The organism is Neobacillus vireti (assembly GCF_036962465.1).
In the GTDB taxonomy this organism is placed as follows: domain Bacteria; phylum Bacillota; class Bacilli; order Bacillales; family Cytobacillaceae; genus Neobacillus; species Neobacillus vireti_B.
In genome coordinates this window covers 22,633-40,087 of sequence record NZ_JBALNF010000054.1, presented here as the reverse complement: position 1 = coordinate 40,087, position 17,455 = coordinate 22,633, and the positions used below count along the sequence as shown (strand labels likewise).

Genomic DNA, 17,455 nt, shown 5'->3' with positions numbered 1-17,455 from the left:
GTTGCAGAAAACTAGTAAAAAGGAACCATAAAAAAATGAAATGACAATTTAGGTACCTGCTTTGAACAAATATCGGATAGTGAAAAGGTTTTCATATCTCTATAATGAAGAATATAAGGAAGCGTTTCCAGTAATGAAGTTTAGTAGGAAATCATTGAAATCATTGAAATCAATTTTTGTAAAACGTTTAAAATTATAGGGAGGTAATAAAAATGGAAAATACTATGATGAAAAAGACGCCATTTGGAAGATTATTAGTAGCGGCCATGCTTGGTGTAGGCACATCGATCGCACCATTAGTACTGCTTGGATTTGGACTTTCTACATTTATAGTTATCAAGATCGTTGGGCAAGAACATGCAACGGCTGCCTTTGCAACAGCATCTGGGATTTCCGGTATAGCAGTCGTTATTTTTGGACTTTTTAGCGGAGTAATTGCAGATAAAACTCGAGTAAAGATGGGCAGAAGAAGGTTCTGGATTATTGCGGGTAGTATTGGTGGAGCCTTATGTATGTTAGGTCTAACATATGCCTCATCCATCCCAGTGTTTGTCATTACTTTATGTCTAGTGAATTTCTTTTATGGTATGGTTTCACTTTCATGTTACGCTATTGTTCCTGAACAAGTAGAACAGGAAAAGTTTGGTCGAGTTTCGGGACTACTTGGTGCAGCAGCACCTGCATTCGTAATGATCGGTCAAATGATAATGGGAGTCTTTGCAAGTTCTACTCTTCAAGAGAAAATGATTACCATGATTATTGTCCAACTAATCGGTGGAGCGTTAGCTGCCCTTCTTATTAAGGATAACTATGTTGCTATAACAACAAAAAGTGAGAAAAAGTCGATTGGGATCAGGGGGTTCTATCCAAGTTTTAAGAAGCACCCTTCCTATACCTGGGCATTATTAACAAAGTTATTTATCTATTTTACGAATGCCGGTACGACGATGTTAACTCTTTTCTATATCACAAGATTTCACTTAGGTGAAGCTGAAATCTTTAAAATTATGGGGCTAATGGCTCCGACGATTTTGCTGATGGTTGGTGCTGGAATCCTTGGCGGGTTCCTATCAGATAAGTTAAAGAAACAAAAGCCCTTTGTTATCGGAGCAGCCATTTTAACAGGAATATGTTTAATCGTATTTGCCTTCTCTCCAAGCGTAACTTGGGTAATTGTCGGTAACTTTATCTTCAACTTTGGTTTTGGAATGTACAATGCAGTTGACAATGCACTAGTAAATCGTATTCTCCCATCTAAAGAGAACGCAGCAAAAGATATCTCGATTATGAATACAACTACAAATTTAGCATCAACACTAGTAACTTTTGCAGCACCTGCCTTAATCGGTCTAGGAGTAAGAATGTTTGGCGGAGATGGATATACGTTATTCTTCTTAGTTCTAGCTGTCTTCTCCATTCTATCAGCAGTTTTAGTTCTACCAATACCTGAAATGGCATCAAAGTCGGAAGTCAATAATGATATTGGTGAAGCGGTTTAATCCATAATTAATATAGGGATGATGATACGAAAGTATTAATTCATCCCTATCATTGTTTTAGAGTATAATAGAAAATAAAGGTAATTTATCTATATAAGGGAGAGATCATTACATGTTATTGGAAAAAATCCAACTTTGGGATGAAAGTGAAACCGTAACCTTACATACTTACATTCTTCATAACTCATTGGAATTTCAAAAAGATCAGCTTCGCCCTGCAGTAGTTATTTGCCCTGGCGGCGGATATTTAGGAACCTCTGATCGAGAGGCTGAACCGGTTGCAATGCGTTTCGCTTCACTTGGCTATCATACATTTGTCCTTCGCTATAACACCTATTTTAAGGAGTGGGTTCAAGATTTCAATAACCCGCCGGCTCCTAATGAGAAATCAGCTTTTCCTCAGCCATTATATGATCTTGCTAAGGCGATGCTCCTTATCCGCGAAAATGCATCCAAGTGGTTAGTGGATACAAATAAAATAGCTGTTTGTGGTTTTTCAGCTGGTGCTCATTTGTCAGCCAGTCTTGGTGTCCACTGGAATAGCAACTTATTAAATGAGAAGTTTCAAGTTGATAACGAAGGGTTTAAGCCTAATGCTGTAATTCTTGGATATCCTTTAGTAGATTACCAGTTAATGAAAGAGAAAGTTGAAACAGAGGCTAATGAGCTTATTAAAGGATTCTGGGAGATTTCTGGAAAAGCTGCATTTGGGACTTCTAATCCAAGTGATGAACAACTTTCAGAGGCTAGTCCAGTAAACTATGTTTCAGCGGAAACACCGCCGACGTTTATTTGGCACACAGCAGATGATGACTTAGTTTATGCAGAGAATTCTTTACTATTTGCTACCAAGTTGGCAAAACATAAAGTTCCGTATGAGCTGCATGTTTTTGAAAGCGGTGTCCATGGGTTATCTCTATGTGATGAGACGACTGCAGGCGATCCTAGTCACCTAAATCCAGAATGCAAGGTTTGGTTTGATTTAGCTGATAATTGGTTGAAAAAACATTTTAGATAAGAGTATTTATATTAAATATATAATATATTACTTTAATTAGTGAAAACAAAAAAACCTGAATCTATAATTTCCAAGTAATTATAGATTCGGGTTTTATTTATTTTTATAGATCTTAATGAAACTTCTAATTTTACATTGACAAGAGTTAATTAGCCCCTTACAATTGAAAATGATTATCAGTATCAATCGGGAGGGACTTAAATGTTATACATAATAAATAGTCGGAATTTTTTATTAACATCTATCTTTATTTTACTATTATCATCAGTATTACTAGGTTGTACCAATGCTAGTGAAAAGGATACAACCTCACAAGACAAAAATGATAACATGCTTACGATCGCTTGGGCGAGAGATGTCGGCGAAATGAATCCGCATGTTTATAATCCTTCACAATTATTCGCTCAGTCCATGGTATATGAACCGTTAGTAAGCTACGGAGAAGGTGGCAAGTTAAAACCTCATCTAGCAGAATCATGGGACATCTCTCAAGACGGAAAAGTATATACATTTCATCTGCGTAAAAATGTAAAATTTTCTGATGGAACAAGTTTTAATGCTGAAATAGTTAAAAAGAATTTTGATACCATATTAAATCATATGGATTTACATGGTTGGTTGGGTTTTCTTTCGAAAATTAAAAGTACGGTAGTTGTCGACGATAATACGTTTAAAATGACATTAACTGAAGCCTATTATCCAACGATTCAGGAGCTAGCTGTTGTTCGACCAGTGCGTTTCTTAGGTAAAGCTGGATTCCCTGAAGATGGTGATACCTCAAAAGGGGTTAAGGAACCAGTTGGAACAGGGCCATGGATTTTAGAAGCGCATAAAACGGATGAATATGCGATTTTCAAGCGCAACGAAAACTATTGGGGTGAGCTTCCAAAAGTAGAAAAAATTCAAGTGAAAGTGATTCCTGATGCAGAAACGAGAGTACTAGCCTTTGAAAAAGGTGACCTAGATTTAATTTACGGAGAAGGGGTTATTAGTTTAGACGCTTTCAAACAATTGAAATCAACAGGTAAATATGAAACTAGTATTTCTGAGCCAGTAGCGACAAGACAGCTTGTTATGAATACAAATAGAAAACAGCTTTCCGATGAGCGTGTTCGTCAAGCACTACATTATGGGTTTAATAAGGAAGCAATGGTCGAAGGAATCACTTCAGGACTAGAAGAAGCAGCCGATTTTATTTTACCAACAAACTTGCCTTACACTTCCAATATTGATGTTAAATCAACTGATTATGATGTTAAAAAAGCAAAAGCGTTATTGGATGAGGCAGGCTGGAAACTTCCTAAAGGGAAAACAGTTCGTGAAAAAGATGGACAACTGCTTGAAATTGGGATGATGTACGATTCAGCAGAATCCATTCAAAAAGCAATGGCAGAAACACTGCAATCAGAATGGGCGGCGATTGGTGTTAAATTAAATATTACGGGGGTAGAGCTGGCGGATCAGGTTCAAAGATTTAAAGATAATGACTTTGATATTAATTTCTTTAGTAACTATGGTGCTCCATATGATCCGCATACATTTATAAACATTGTGGCTAAAAAAGGATTTGGTTTTAATGAAGCCATTTCAGCCTATCCGAACAAAGCGGAATTACTAAAGAAAATCGCACGTATTCCCCAGACAACTGACGAAGCAGAACGTCAACAGCTTTACACATCTGTTTTAACATCACTGCAAGACCAGGGAGCAATTGTTCCAATTTCTTATATTAAGAAAACAGCGATTTATCAAAAAGATGTCACGAACTTCCATTTTTCTGCGAATCGTGACGAAAATCCATTCACAGGAATTAGTATCAAGCAGTAAGAAGGTAGGAGGCTATTATGGGCACTTTTATAATTAAACGAATAATGTCCATTATCCCGGTTTTTCTTTTGGCCGCACTTCTAACGACCGGGATGATCCACCTTTCTCCGGTGGATCCGGCCGAGGCCTATTTAACAGCAGCTCATATCGAACCGACCGATGAGATTTTGGCTCAAAAAAGACATGAGTTTGGTTTAGATCAACCATTTTTTATGCAGTATGTAAACTCTATTATGAAGATATGCCAACTTGATTTTGGCATATCTTATCTTACGAATAAGCCCGTTTGGGACGAGGTTATTTACCGAATTCCTGCGACCATCCAGCTAGCTTTAGGAAGTTTATTCATAGCGGTGCTCGTCAGTATCCCCCTTGGCTTTTTGGCAGGGGTAAAGAAGAACAGTGCGATTGATCATTTTAGTCGTATACTCTCCTTTATGGGGGCCTCCATTCCATCTTTTTGGTTAGGCTATCTTTTGATTTTTTTCTTTTCAGTAAAACTGGACCTTTTCCCAGTTGAGGGGATTGGGACATGGCAGCATCTTGTTCTACCTTCCGTAACACTAGCTCTTCCTCTAATTGCGATGTATACAAGATTGTTGCGTACGAGCATCCTTGAAAATTTACAAGAGCCCTATGTGCTTTTCGCAAGAACAAGGGGAATTAAGGAAAAAACGATAATGGCCAAGCATGTCTTAAGGATCGCCATTTCACCAATGATTACGGGACTAGGGATGAATCTTGGAAAACTGTTAACGGGAACGATTATCGTGGAGACCGTATTTTCTTGGCCTGGGTTTGGTCGTTATTTTATTGAAGCGATTTTTAATCGTGATATACCTGTCATTCAATGTTATGTGTTTATTGCAGCTAGCTTATTTATTGTTAGTAATTTGATTGTGGATCTTATTCAAATGTATATTGACCCGCGCATATCCAGGAAAGAAGGGCACAACTGATGATAACCAGTATACGTAAGATATTCATAAGTCAAAAAGTGATACCCTTATGCTCGATTATACTTGGTATACTTTTTATTATGGCGATATTTGCCCCTTGGCTAGCACCAAATGATCCGACTGCGGTCAATTTAGTTTATAAACTACAGCCTCCTTCTTGGGAATTTCCATTAGGAACCGACCATTTAGGAAGATGTAACTTATCACGCCTTTTATATGGGGCACGAATTTCATTAGGTTTTGCCATGCTCATTTTCATTTCATCCTTAGTGATTGGTTTAATCGTTGGTACCTTCTCAGGGTATAAAGGCGGTTGGGTCGATCAGGTTTTGATGAGATTTTGTGATGGTGTGATGGCTTTTCCTAGTCTGATCCTTATTCTTGGTTTGGTTGGTATTTTCGGGCCTGGGCTTTCACAAGTCATCTTGGCGTTAATGCTTGTCCAATGGGTCTATTATGCAAGAATGTTCCGAGGTATGGTATTAAGTTTGAAGGAACAAAACTTTATTGCAGCCGCGAAAATAAGTGGCTCCTCTCAATGGAAGATTATTAAAAATCATATTGTTCCCAATGTACTCCCTCCATTAGTCGTAATGGGCACATTAGAAATGGGTTGGGCCATTATGGATATATCCGCTATGTCGTTTCTCGGCTTAGGTGTACAACCGCCAACACCCGAATGGGGAGCAATGATTCACGAAGGAAAGTCCTATATTCGTACAAACCCTGCCTTGATGATTTATCCTGGGTTAATGATCATGCTTGTTATTGTTACCTTCAATTTATTAGGAGAAGCGTTATCAGAACGTTACGGAGTCAAACGCGATTTTAAAAAGGAATGAGAATGTTGGGTAATGAACAGTCGAATGTGCTGCAAGTTAGAGATTTACATGTAGAGGTAAAAACAAAGAATGGAGCTGCCACTCTCGTTCAAGATATAAATTTTGACCTGAAGCGTGGAGAGGTTCTTGGTCTAGTTGGACAAAGTGGATGCGGTAAAACCGTTACGAGTAAGTCCATTCTTCAACTGCTCGACCTTAAAACCACTAAAGTTACAGGGAGCATAAAATTACTAGGACATGAACTGAACGGTTTAAGTGAGAAAGAAATGCGAGGGATTCGTGGTAAGGATATAGCTTTTATTATGCAAAATCCTATGAATGCTTTTACGCCTGTTTTTACTATTGGCCATCAATTTATTGAAACGATTCGTTCACATACACAATGGAATAAAAAACAAGCAACAGAGCTGGCTATTGAGGCAATGCATCATGTCAACTTACCAGATCCTGTTAAACTATTAAAGTACTATCCTTTTCAATTGAGTGGTGGTATGCTACAACGGCTGATGATTGCGATTGCAGCAAGTTTACATCCTGCGGTCATTATTGCCGATGAACCGACAACCGCACTTGATGTAAATAATCAAAAGAAAGTACTGTACCATTTAGATAAAATTCGCTCTGAGTATGGCTCAGCTATATTATTAATTTCCCATGACCTCGGGGTCATTGCTGAAATGGCAGATGAAGTTGCTGTTATGCAGAATGGCCGAATCGTCGAAAAAGCGGACGTGTTCCAACTATTTGATGAGCCACAGCATGAATATACGAAAAAACTATTACGTGCACGAACAGTATTACCATTCGATCAGTCTGTCATCCATTTGGCTTAAAAATAGGCATTTTGTAAGGGGGGAGAAAATGAGTTTATTACAATTAAATGAAGTTACTCAAGCTTATGGATCCCGGAAGTTTATCAACTGGAAAGACAGTTCTAAAAAAATACTTTCCAACATTTCTCTCTTTCTTGAGGAAGGAACTTGTTTAGGTTTGCTTGGTATGAGTGGAGCTGGGAAAAGTACCTTAGGAAAAGTGATACTTGGTCTGGAACGGCCGCAATACGGACAGGTTCTTTTTCAAGGGCATGATATTTATAACACAGATAAGCACAGTTATCGAAAAATTCGTCGTGATCTCCAGGCAGTCTTTCAGGATTCCTATTCATCGGTCAACCCTCGAATGACGGCGGAACAAATTATTTCAGAGCCGTTAGAGAACTTTGAAAAGCTTACTCTCTCTGAACAAAAACGGACCGTTATTGAATTATTGGAAAGGGTAGGGCTAAGGGAAGAGGACTTAAAAAAATATCCCAATCAATTTAGCGGTGGGCAACTGCAAAGAATCAATATTGCAAGAGCCATCTCACTTAAGCCAAAGCTGATTGTCTTGGACGAAGCTGTCAGTAGTCTAGATATGGTGAATCAAACCCTGATTTTGGAATTACTAAAGCAGTTAAAAGCGGACTTCGGACTATCGTTTCTTTTTATTACACATGATATTAAAGCTGCCTATACGATTAGTGATAGATTAGGTGTACTAGAAAAAGGAGAATTGGTGGAGCTATACGATGATAAGGATCAGTTCTTTACTTCAGTACATCCTGTAGTAAATGAGATGAGGGATTCCATGCTTGCCGAGTACCCGCGTTTTCGAACGGTTAGACGTGCTTAATTTAAAAAGTATCCGCAGTTTCAAGTGCCTCGATTTCCATCGGGGCTATTGTTTTTATTTAAAGTAATAAAAGGAGGCTCTTTCAAATGAATAATCGGGCGTACCTATCTTTGGCGATCCCCTTAACAATTTCGACAATGACAACGCCCTTGATAGGTGCTGTAGATACAGCCGTTGTTGGGCAGCTTCCCGATCCAGCTTATATTGGAGGAGTTGCAGTAGGGACGCTGATTTTTAATACATTATATTGGGTGTTCGGATTTTTACGGGTCAGTACATCTGCTTTTGCAGCACAAGCGAACGGGGCAAGCGACCCCGATCAAGGAATACTTGCTTTAGCTCGTCCTTTTTTATTAGCGATTGCGGTTGGAATTTGTTTTATTCTACTTCAATGGCCAATTGAATATTTAGCTCTGAAATTGTTTTCCGCTGATTCTGATGTCAGTCAGTTTGTCGGAGAATATTTTCGAATCAGAATATGGGGGGCACCCTTTACATTGATGAACTATGTGATCCTAGGCTGGCTAATGGGGATGGCTAAGATTAAAGAATCATTATTTTTACAAGTTTTAATGAATGTTTTAAATATGATTTTGGCCATTCTTTTTGTCCATGTCTTTTCTTTTGCTGTAAAAGGGGTCGCTGCAGCCGCTTTGATTGCTGAAGTGACAGCCACTATAGTAGGGTTACTTATTATAATAAAGGCATCACCATTTGTGTGGCAATTCCCATCCTTTCAAGAACTAATAGATACAAAGTCTTTGAAAAAGATGTTTAACGTTAACAAGGACTTGTTTATTCGAACCATTAGTTTATTAGTCGTTATTAATATGTTTACAGCAAAAGGTGCTTCGTTTGGAACCAACTTGTTAGCTGCCAATGCTGTTCTATTTCAAATTCATTATATAATGGCTTATTTCTTTGAGGGGTTTGCGAACGCAACGAGTATTCTCGTCGGTAAAGCGGTAGGATCAAATGACAAGGAACTATATAAAAAGGCACTCACTTTATCAAAAAAATGGTCGGTCATTATCGCCTTTGGTATTGCTTGTAGTTATGGATTATTTCAAAAACAAATTATTGCGCTTTTTACCAATCTATCAAGTGTTATTGAACTTTCAATTACATATGGAAAGTGGCTAATCCTTTACCCGTTTGCCGCATGTTTTGGCCTTGTCATTTATGGTGTTTTTACAGGAGCAACTGTAATTGCTCCCGTTCGAAACTCTATGATTTACGCAATGATTGTCTATATCCTGTTACAAATGACGGTAACACCTATCTGGCATAATCATGGACTATGGCTGGCTTTCATTGTTTATACGTTTGGGAGATCTGGATTTCTAATCATGTATACTCCTAGATTAAATAAGAAATTGTTTGAAACAACATGATAACAAAAACCAAGGGAGACTAAATGCTAAACCCTTGGTTTTTATGCTTTTCCTTATAGCAATGCGGAGTCTCTTTAAACAGTTCCTTAAATTTTTTATAAAAGAAAGTAAGGCTGGAATAGCCTACTTCTTGAGCGACCTCAGGTATTGGTAAATCAGTATTAGACAAATACAAGGCAGCCTGGTTCAACCGTTGGATCTGAAGAAGTTCCTTAAATGATTTCCCAGTACCTTTTTTTAGCAATGTAGACAGATAACTCGGATTAAAGCCAAAGGTCTGTCCCATTTTAACAAGCGAACAATCGCGGTAATTGTCCTCAATATACTTCAAAAAATCTAGTAAAGAGACTGTGTTTTTATTATCCACGGCTTCATATCTTGTCTGGGTGTTATTGGATCGAATTAATGTTGAAAATAAAACGACTAAATAAGAATCGATAATTTCTGCAGAACAAAAGTCACGGTCGAAAAATTCACACATGATATTTTCCATAATTTCCGTAACCTTACTACCCTCTGGTTTAAATATCAAGAATTGATTCTGCATTCGATGACTTACGAGTGATTCAATCATGAATTGAGAGATAATACTTTTCTGTGACATTCTTCTTAGAAAGCTCGGTGAAAGATAGTCCTGCTTCAGAATGATATTGATCACAATATCATCTTTGGTAGTAGCAGCAACGCTATGAGGTGCTTCTTTGTTAGTTAAAATTAATTCTCCCTTATTCAAATTAACTTTTTTCCCTCTAATAAAAACGGTGCAAGTTCCCCGATAAACAAACATCATTTCTATGTAATCATGCATGTGAAGAGGAATATCTGAGCCAAAGGGCTGCTGAGAGATGGATATGTTCTCCTCAATGGGTAAATCGTTTATATCAAAGGCTCTATTAAAAAGATAAACAGGTTCTTCATTTACCATTACGGTATGAGGACTATACTCCTTTAAAACTCTATCTTTATCAATTGGCCCTAAATGGCAGGTGTCTAAGTAGCCTTCAAGTTCTAGTCGGTCCATAAGTACTCCCCATGATTAATATTAGAGTAATCTATTACTTAATTTTATTATAATCCTATTCTTACGATTAGTACAAAGTGGCACTAATACTTGTATCTATTACTGACGCCTTCTTTTGACTTTTAGCAGGATAGGAGATGTTTTTATAAGTTATGAGTATGTACTTAAATAAAATCCTTATGTTATTATACCAACATGCATTCTTAATAATAAAAATTATCTGACTATTACACGGAATGTAAGCGTTGACACTATATTTGAGTATAGGGGGAAAATTATGAGTCTTGATATTGGGCTTCAACTTTTTTCGGTAAAAGACGAGTTGAGTGCAGATTATTTCCGAACTCTCGAAGAAATTTCATCAATTGGTTACAGGAACGTTGAGCTGATTTCGATGAATATGAAAAACTACTCACGATTTAGCGACACTGTTTCAGCGACGTCCTTACGTAACAAATTGGAAGAATTGAATCTGACACCTATTGGAGCACATGATGGCGGAGGACCCCCAGGCATAAGTCTATTGGATAACGACTGGGATCGTATTATTAAATATAATTACGAGATTGGGTGCCAATGGATTGCGATCCCATCTGCGTTTATGTTATCTCGGGATGAAGCATTAAAGACGGCCGAACAGCTTAACCATATTGGGAAACAGATGAAGGAAAACGGGTTAAAACTGTATTTACATAACCACCATTTTGAATTTAGAAGAATCAACGAGCAGGAGACATTGTATGATGTACTAATCGAAAACACAGAGCCTGATCATGTATTCTTTGAATTGGATATCCTATGGGCCCATAGAGCTGGAGTAGATCCGATTGGCTTGATGGAGCGGCTAGGTGCTCGTTGTGACGTGATTCATCAGAAAGAATTGTATCCATTTGTACCTGAAGAAGGCTTTGAAACTCCAAAGTTTGAACTCCCAGAGATATATAAACCTTATTTTCAAGATTCCGAGATACTTCCAGATATTGCTCCATTAGACTTGGACAGGCTGTATCAAAAGGTTAATGAATTGGGATTCGTTAAATACACCATTGTTGAAAATGAATATGCTGAATCCAATAAATTTGCTAGTGTGGCCAAAGACCTTAAAATTCTACAGAAAAAAATTAATTTAAATACACAAAGTGTGTGAACAGTACAATACTCATTTTCTAGTAAAAATGTGAAGGAGATTAAACTATGGCAAACGTTAAAATCGGATTTATCGGCTGTGGGGATATTGCCAAGCTGAAGCATTTCCCTGGAATGGCACAACAAAAGGGAGTTGACCTTGTAGCTTTCTGCGACCTTGTGATTGAAAGAGCTGAGGAGGCTGCAAAAAAATACGGTACCCCAGATGCTAAAGTTTACACCGATTACCGTGAACTTCTTGCGGACGAGTCTATTGATGCAGTCCATGTCCTGACTCCAAATGTCGGACATAGTGAAATAACCGTAGCAGCGCTAGATGCAGGAAAACATGTTTTATGTGAAAAACCAATGGCCATCAATCCGGAGGAAGCACAGATGATGTTGGATGCAAGGGATAGATCAGGTAAACTGCTTACGATTGGCTATCAATATCGTCACTTCCATGAAAACGCTATTGCCAAGAAGGTAGTTGATGATGGATGGCTTGGCGATATCTACTACGCTGAAGCAACTTGCATCCGCCGCCGAGGAGTTCCAACATGGGGCGTCTTTACCGATAAGTCAAAACAAGGGGGCGGCCCGTTGATTGATATCGGAACTCACGCTCTGGACCTCACTCTTTGGATGATGGATAATTACGAGGTTGACTACGTTGTCGGCAGTTCCTATGAGAAGTTAGGCAGAATGCTGGATCCTGAACATCAAGGTCAGGTGAGCTGGCGTGATGGGTCCCCAGACCCATGGAATAACGAGACTTATGATGTAGAAGACTCTGCTATGGGATTTATCAAAATGAAGAATGGAGCGACGATCTACCTGAGAGCTTCGTGGGCACTCAATATTGTCACGAATCCGGGGATGGTACTGCTTTGTGGAACGAAAGGCGGTCTCGATACTTATGATGGAGTAAGGCTGAATCATGTAGTTGCCGGTCAGCCTTCCATCACTAAAGTAGGAGAAAAGGTCAATCCATTTATTCCCGGATTTGGAGGTGGAGATACTCCTCCGTCCAAAGAACATGAAATATGGGTTGCAGCGCTAAAAGGTGAGGGCGAATTGTTTGTCAAAGCTGAACAGGCTTTAGTTGTAACACAAGTCCTGGAGGCTATTTACGAGTCTTCCAGATCAGGGAAACCTGTTTATTTGTAATCCTAAGTGAAAAAGGGGGGATGTCTCCCCTCTTTTTTGCTGGTTAGACGACCGATTTTCCTTTTGTTAATGTAGATGGTCCCGAGATCCGTTTGATTCAATATTTCTAATTAATCGTTAGTAAACTGCTCCGTAGTGATTCGAGTTAGCATTTGATTATAATTGTGATCACCTTGGTCAAACATGTCTCGATATTCCTTTGGGGAAATTCCAAATCTCTTCTTAAAGGCCTTGTGAAAATAAGAATAGCTTCCAAATCCACAACTCTCGGCAATGACCTCCAATGTCATAGGTGTATATCTCATACGATCAATGGCATTTTTGAGCCTCATATTGATGGCAGACTGTATGATTGTTGTTCCGTATGTTTCTTTAAAAAGATGACTTGCTCGAGAAACACTCAATCCTACGTTTTTAGCTAAATCTTCAATGCTGAATTGCTCTATAAAGTGATCTTCAATATATCTTTTAATTAAATCAGCTGCGAACTTTGTATTAGGCGGTTGTTTGTGCACCGCATTCGTGCCTTGAATCGTTCGTTTTAGTGACAAGCACAAGGAACGTAACAAATAATCCACAAGTTGGTCATCAGGTATGAGTGTTTGATGATTTTCCAAATAGAGGTGGTCCCATAAAGAAAGGATTCTTTCATCCAAGGGAATACGGGTAAAAGGTTGTGGTTCAAAGCTCTCCCACCAATGCTCGATCCACAACCCTTTGCATAAGATGAAATAATCGCCGCTTCTCGATTCTCCATCCACCTTTAACTCATATAAATCGCCAGGTTTCAAGAGTAATAGATTTCCAGGTTCCATATCTAAACGATTGCCATTTATACGGACCATAGACTTCCCTTGGACTTGAAGTCTGAAAAGAAAAGTGTCAAGTATTCGATTTTTAAGGATGAACGGTTTCCTATGGTAAGAATAACCACAAACGAGAATTTCTGTGTCCATTAATGTTCCCCTTCCATATATGTTACGAGGTCTATTAATATGTACCTGTGTGCTTAATGGGTTTATCCATATATTAACACGTACTTGGAAAAATAATCTTGAGCAAACATAAACCAAATAATACAGTTTTTATTTTAATTATTATTAACTATGATTCGAGCAATCAATATCTCGTTTTTTAACATTATATCTTGAGGTATCGATAGTTACTATTAATTTATAAGAGATGATATTTAATTGAGATCAGGAGGTAACTATCAATGAAATATGTTTTTCCTAAATCCTTCCTTTGGGGGACAGCTACATCTGCCTACCAGGTAGAGGGAAATAATGATAAATCAGATATGTGGGCTGAAGAATATTCAAAAGGGTCTCCTTACAGAGATTATTCGGGTGATGCCGTCGATCACTATATTCGGTACAAACAGGATATTGAGTTGATGGCAAGCTTAGGTTTAAAAAGCTACCGTTTTTCGATTGAGTGGGCAAGAATCGAACCAGAGCAAGGAATATATTCCCAAGAGGAATTGGATCATTATCGAGACGTCATTAAGGCATGTTATGACAACAACATCACCCCAGTCGTCACCATGATGCATTTTACTTCACCACAGTGGCTGATGAAACTGGGCGGTTGGAAAAATCCACAAACTGCAGACCTTTTTGCAAAATACTGTGAAGTGGTTTTCAAGGAATTTGGACAGGATATTCCTTACGTATTAACGATGAATGAAGTCAATTTGCCGGTCATGTTAAAAGAGTTGTTTATTAATATGAACTTTATGCCTCCTGTGGGAATGGATGCCAAGTCATGGACAGCTCCAGGCTGGCGTGAATCGGCTGCTGCAAAATGTGGTACAACCATCGATCAATATTTTACTTTCCATATGGCGTCAGATGAGGATTCTTTAGAAATTGTAAAAGAGGCGCACCGGAAAGCAAGAGAAGCGATTAAAAAAGTGAATCCTTCCACTAAGGTTGGTCTTTCCTTAGCATTGCCTGAAATCCAAGCAATTGAGGGTGGGGAGGGGCAGGCTGCAAAAGTTTGGCATGATTATTTTGGGCAATTCAAATCTGTTATTGAAGATGACGACTTTATTGGTATACAGAACTACACCCGTGAAGTGTATGGTCCAGAGGGACAAGTTCCGCTGCCTGAGGGAACAGAAGTTACAGCAATGGGATATGAATTTTATCCGGAAGCACTTGCCGGAACTATCCGAAATACAGCCAAAGATCTAGATATCCCTGTGTTGGTAACAGAACACGGCATTGCAACAGATGATGATAGCCGACGGATTGAGTTTATCCAGCGAGGACTTAAAGGACTGCATTCGTGTATAGAGGATGGAATTCAAGTTTTAGGATATCTTTATTGGTCAACGTTTGATAACTATGAATGGACGTTTGGCTATGAACCGCATTTTGGGGTTATTGGGGTTAACCGTGAAACACAAGAGAGAGTGGTAAAAGAAAGCGGTCGTGTTCTAGGGGATATTTCAAAGAATAATGGTGTAAGTGAATAGATTTAAACAGATCGATGAATTGTTTGGACAGGATGGATGACAAAGCTGGCGTTCATGTCCGAACCCGAGACAACTTCGGACAGTATAAAAGAAAAATTAGTGTATGTGTCCGAACCCAAAACCATTTCGAACAGGTTTTAAGTAAATCCAGTGTTCCTGTCCGAATTCTAGTAAAGCTTCTTATAGACTTGGAAAAGGAAATGGTGATGTTGTAATAATTAAGTACCTTTCGAAAAAAGGGTTTTTCTTTATCCCTAATAAACAAAAAACTATGAATAAGAAGGGACTTCGGTTATGAAATATCAAAATCCAGTTATCAGCGGCTTCCACCCCGATCCAAGCATTTGTAAAGTAGGAGACGATTTTTATCTAGTCACAAGTTCTTTTGAATATTTCCCAGGTGTACCGATTTTTCATTCAAGGGATCTTGTCAATTGGATACAGATAGGTCATTGTTTAACTCGTGATAGTCAATTACCTTTACATGAATCAAATAGTTCCATGGGGATTTTTGCCCCAACCCTTAGATACAACAATGGCCGTTTTTATATGATTACTACCAATCTAACAATCGGAAAAAATTTTATCGTCTGGGCCGAAAATCCAGAAGGCCCTTGGTCAGAACCGGTTTGGCTTGATTGGCCTGGAATAGATCCCTCTCTATTATTTGATGAAGATGGGGTGGTTTATTTAACAGGCACCCAGGATATCTTTAGTGGAGAACCTTCAGGGATTTATCAGGCTGAGATTAATGTTGATACTGGAGAGATTATGTCTGAGCGCCGCTTAATATGGCAAGGTACAGGCGGGGCCCATCCAGAGGGACCTCACCTGTATCAAATAGACGGTATGTATTATTTAATGATTGCTGAAGGTGGAACAGAATACGGGCATATGGTGACAATGGCTCGAAGCAATCAGCCTTTTGGTCCATTTGAAAGTCACCCCAATAACCCGATCCTTACCCATCGCAGCGGTGCAAGTCCAATTCAAGCAACTGGACATGCTGATCTCGTTCAATATATAGATGGCAGTTGGTGGACTGTATTCTTAGGAATTCGCCCTGCTCCGATTCCATTTAGCGGAAAGCATCATCATCTTGGCAGAGAAACTTTTCTAGCACCAGTCGATTGGAATGACAAAGGCTGGCCGATAATTGGCGCTCAAGTCGACTTAGAAATGGACGGAAGAGCACTCAAGTTAGAGGATAAGGAACAGTTAAAGTGCATAGATAACTTTAATGAGACTTCCTTAGATTTCTGTTGGAATTTCCTGCGTAATCCTAGTGAGGAAAGCTGGTCTTTATCGGACAGATCTGGATTCCTTACGTTATATGGGAATTCATCAAGTTTAAATGGACTAGGACCTCAAGCGTTTGTAGGCCGCAGGCAGCAGCATTTTGAATGTAAGGTTTCCACGTTTCTAGAATTCTCTCCAACTGTAGAAGGGGAAGAGGCAGGACTAACCGTCTTTATGAATGAGCGATTTCATTATGAAATAGCATTAGGCATAAGAGATGGTGTAAAAAAGGTCTTTGTAAGACGAAGAATAGGGTCTCTTTGGAAGGTTGAAGCTGAGCATGAGTATGGAGAAAAGGCTATTATTCTCACCATTCATGCCGATCCAAAAAATTATACATTCTCCTATCAACAGATAGACGGAGAATCTACTATTTTAGGTTCAGGGGAATGTTCGCTCTTATCAACTGAAGTCGCCGGTGGATTTACTGGAATATATTTCGGACTTTATGCTGCAGGAAATGGACAGAAAAAGAGAACTCCTGCCTATTTTGATTGGTTTGAGTATAGATTTTAATTTATTAATAGAAAAAGAGCACCGTTCCTCAATGGGTTTAACTGTGCTGTTGGTAATTTTTTAGCCAGCTGTAATAATTAATTCTGGAGGTTCCATATTTAAAAATGGTATTAAAATATCTAATTAAAGAGAAAGACGGGCTAAAAACATAAGAAAAGCAAATTTATTTTACAGAATCCCTTATAAACAAAGCTAAACAGAATTAATTCCCAATCGTATAGATATAGAAGTGATTTATTTATTAATAGCTTTTTATCTATTTAAAGAGGGGTAAAATCATGAAACAAGGAAAGCGGAACCGTAAATTAAGTATTTATCAACTAAAGTAGTGCTCCTAATGGCTGTAATAGTTTTTATCATTTTAGCAAACGCTATCACAATGTACCTCCTAGCATCAAAGATGACAACAACAGGTATTAAGTGTAAAAAATAAGGACGTTAGCGACAATCGATTGTTACCATAATTATAGCAAGCATTTTTATAACTTTTAATATTAATCCCAAAAAGGTTTTTGCTTGATTCATAGATTATTTCTGTTTAAATCAAGAAGGATTTAATATCCCCAAACAAATATTTTTCTATCTTAGCAAACGCCCCTACCGGATTTAATATTTAGGCTGTGTTAATCTTG

The 17,455-nt window shown here is 38.4% G+C and carries 14 protein-coding genes; 12 read left to right on the top strand and 2 right to left on the bottom strand.

The features are described 5' to 3' along the window. The first annotated feature begins 212 nt into the window (after positions 1-212). The 8 genes from V7077_RS20740 (at position 213) to V7077_RS20705 (ending at position 9,210) form a co-directional block, all read left to right on the top strand. Entirely contained in the window at positions 213-1,499 is a 1,287-nt protein-coding gene (locus tag V7077_RS20740) for an MFS transporter (protein WP_335505446.1), read from the top strand. A gap of 112 nt (positions 1,500-1,611) precedes the next feature. Beyond that, positions 1,612-2,517, top strand: coding sequence for an alpha/beta hydrolase (locus V7077_RS20735; RefSeq protein ID WP_335505444.1), 906 nt, complete (start codon positions 1,612-1,614; stop codon positions 2,515-2,517). Positions 2,518-2,718: 201 nt separating this feature from the next. After that, a complete protein-coding gene (nikA, locus tag V7077_RS20730) occupies positions 2,719-4,344 on the top strand; it encodes a nickel ABC transporter substrate-binding protein (protein ID WP_335505441.1) in 1,626 nt (541 codons plus the stop codon). A gap of 17 nt (positions 4,345-4,361) precedes the next feature. Next, positions 4,362-5,303 carry a nickel ABC transporter permease subunit NikB gene (gene nikB / locus V7077_RS20725; RefSeq protein WP_335505439.1) on the top strand — a complete coding sequence of 314 codons (942 nt, stop codon included), beginning with the start codon at positions 4,362-4,364 and terminating at the stop codon, positions 5,301-5,303. Next, on the top strand, positions 5,303-6,145 hold the full coding sequence (nikC, locus tag V7077_RS20720; protein ID WP_335505437.1) for a nickel ABC transporter permease subunit NikC: 843 nt from the start codon (positions 5,303-5,305) through the stop codon (positions 6,143-6,145). The genes nikB and nikC overlap by 1 nt, the downstream gene beginning before the upstream one ends. Before the next feature lie 5 nt (positions 6,146-6,150). Beyond that, complete coding sequence (nikD, locus tag V7077_RS20715) at positions 6,151-6,978, top strand: nickel import ATP-binding protein NikD (RefSeq protein WP_335505496.1); 828 nt, start codon at positions 6,151-6,153, stop codon at positions 6,976-6,978. 28 nt (positions 6,979-7,006) lie between these two features. After that, positions 7,007-7,816 carry a nickel import ATP-binding protein NikE gene (gene nikE / locus V7077_RS20710; RefSeq protein WP_335505435.1) on the top strand — a complete coding sequence of 270 codons (810 nt, stop codon included), beginning with the start codon at positions 7,007-7,009 and terminating at the stop codon, positions 7,814-7,816. Positions 7,817-7,902: 86 nt separating this feature from the next. Beyond that, complete coding sequence (locus tag V7077_RS20705; RefSeq protein ID WP_335505434.1) at positions 7,903-9,210, top strand: MATE family efflux transporter; 1,308 nt, start codon at positions 7,903-7,905, stop codon at positions 9,208-9,210. A gap of 19 nt (positions 9,211-9,229) precedes the next feature. Here the strand turns inward: V7077_RS20705 and V7077_RS20700 are convergent, their stop codons facing one another. Continuing rightward, entirely contained in the window at positions 9,230-10,231 is a 1,002-nt protein-coding gene (locus V7077_RS20700) for an AraC family transcriptional regulator (protein WP_335505433.1), read from the bottom strand. 277 nt (positions 10,232-10,508) lie between these two features. Here V7077_RS20700 and V7077_RS20695 point away from each other — a divergent pair, with 277 nt between their 5' ends. Continuing rightward, entirely contained in the window at positions 10,509-11,378 is an 870-nt protein-coding gene (locus tag V7077_RS20695; RefSeq protein ID WP_335505432.1) for a sugar phosphate isomerase/epimerase family protein, read from the top strand. 47 nt (positions 11,379-11,425) lie between these two features. Next, positions 11,426-12,526 carry a Gfo/Idh/MocA family protein gene (locus V7077_RS20690; protein ID WP_335505430.1) on the top strand — a complete coding sequence of 367 codons (1,101 nt, stop codon included), beginning with the start codon at positions 11,426-11,428 and terminating at the stop codon, positions 12,524-12,526. Between the two features lie 110 nt (positions 12,527-12,636). On the opposite strand, the gene V7077_RS20685 is transcribed toward V7077_RS20690, so the two are convergent. After that, positions 12,637-13,482: a helix-turn-helix domain-containing protein gene (locus tag V7077_RS20685; RefSeq protein ID WP_335505429.1), complete on the bottom strand. Its 846-nt coding sequence runs from the start codon at positions 13,480-13,482 to the stop codon at positions 12,637-12,639. Positions 13,483-13,742: 260 nt separating this feature from the next. Here V7077_RS20685 and V7077_RS20680 point away from each other — a divergent pair, with 260 nt between their 5' ends. Then, entirely contained in the window at positions 13,743-15,008 is a 1,266-nt protein-coding gene (locus V7077_RS20680; protein ID WP_335505427.1) for a glycoside hydrolase family 1 protein, read from the top strand. 294 nt (positions 15,009-15,302) lie between these two features. After that, a complete protein-coding gene (locus V7077_RS20675; protein WP_335505425.1) occupies positions 15,303-16,823 on the top strand; it encodes a glycoside hydrolase family 43 protein in 1,521 nt (506 codons plus the stop codon). The last annotated feature ends 632 nt before the right edge of the window (positions 16,824-17,455 follow it).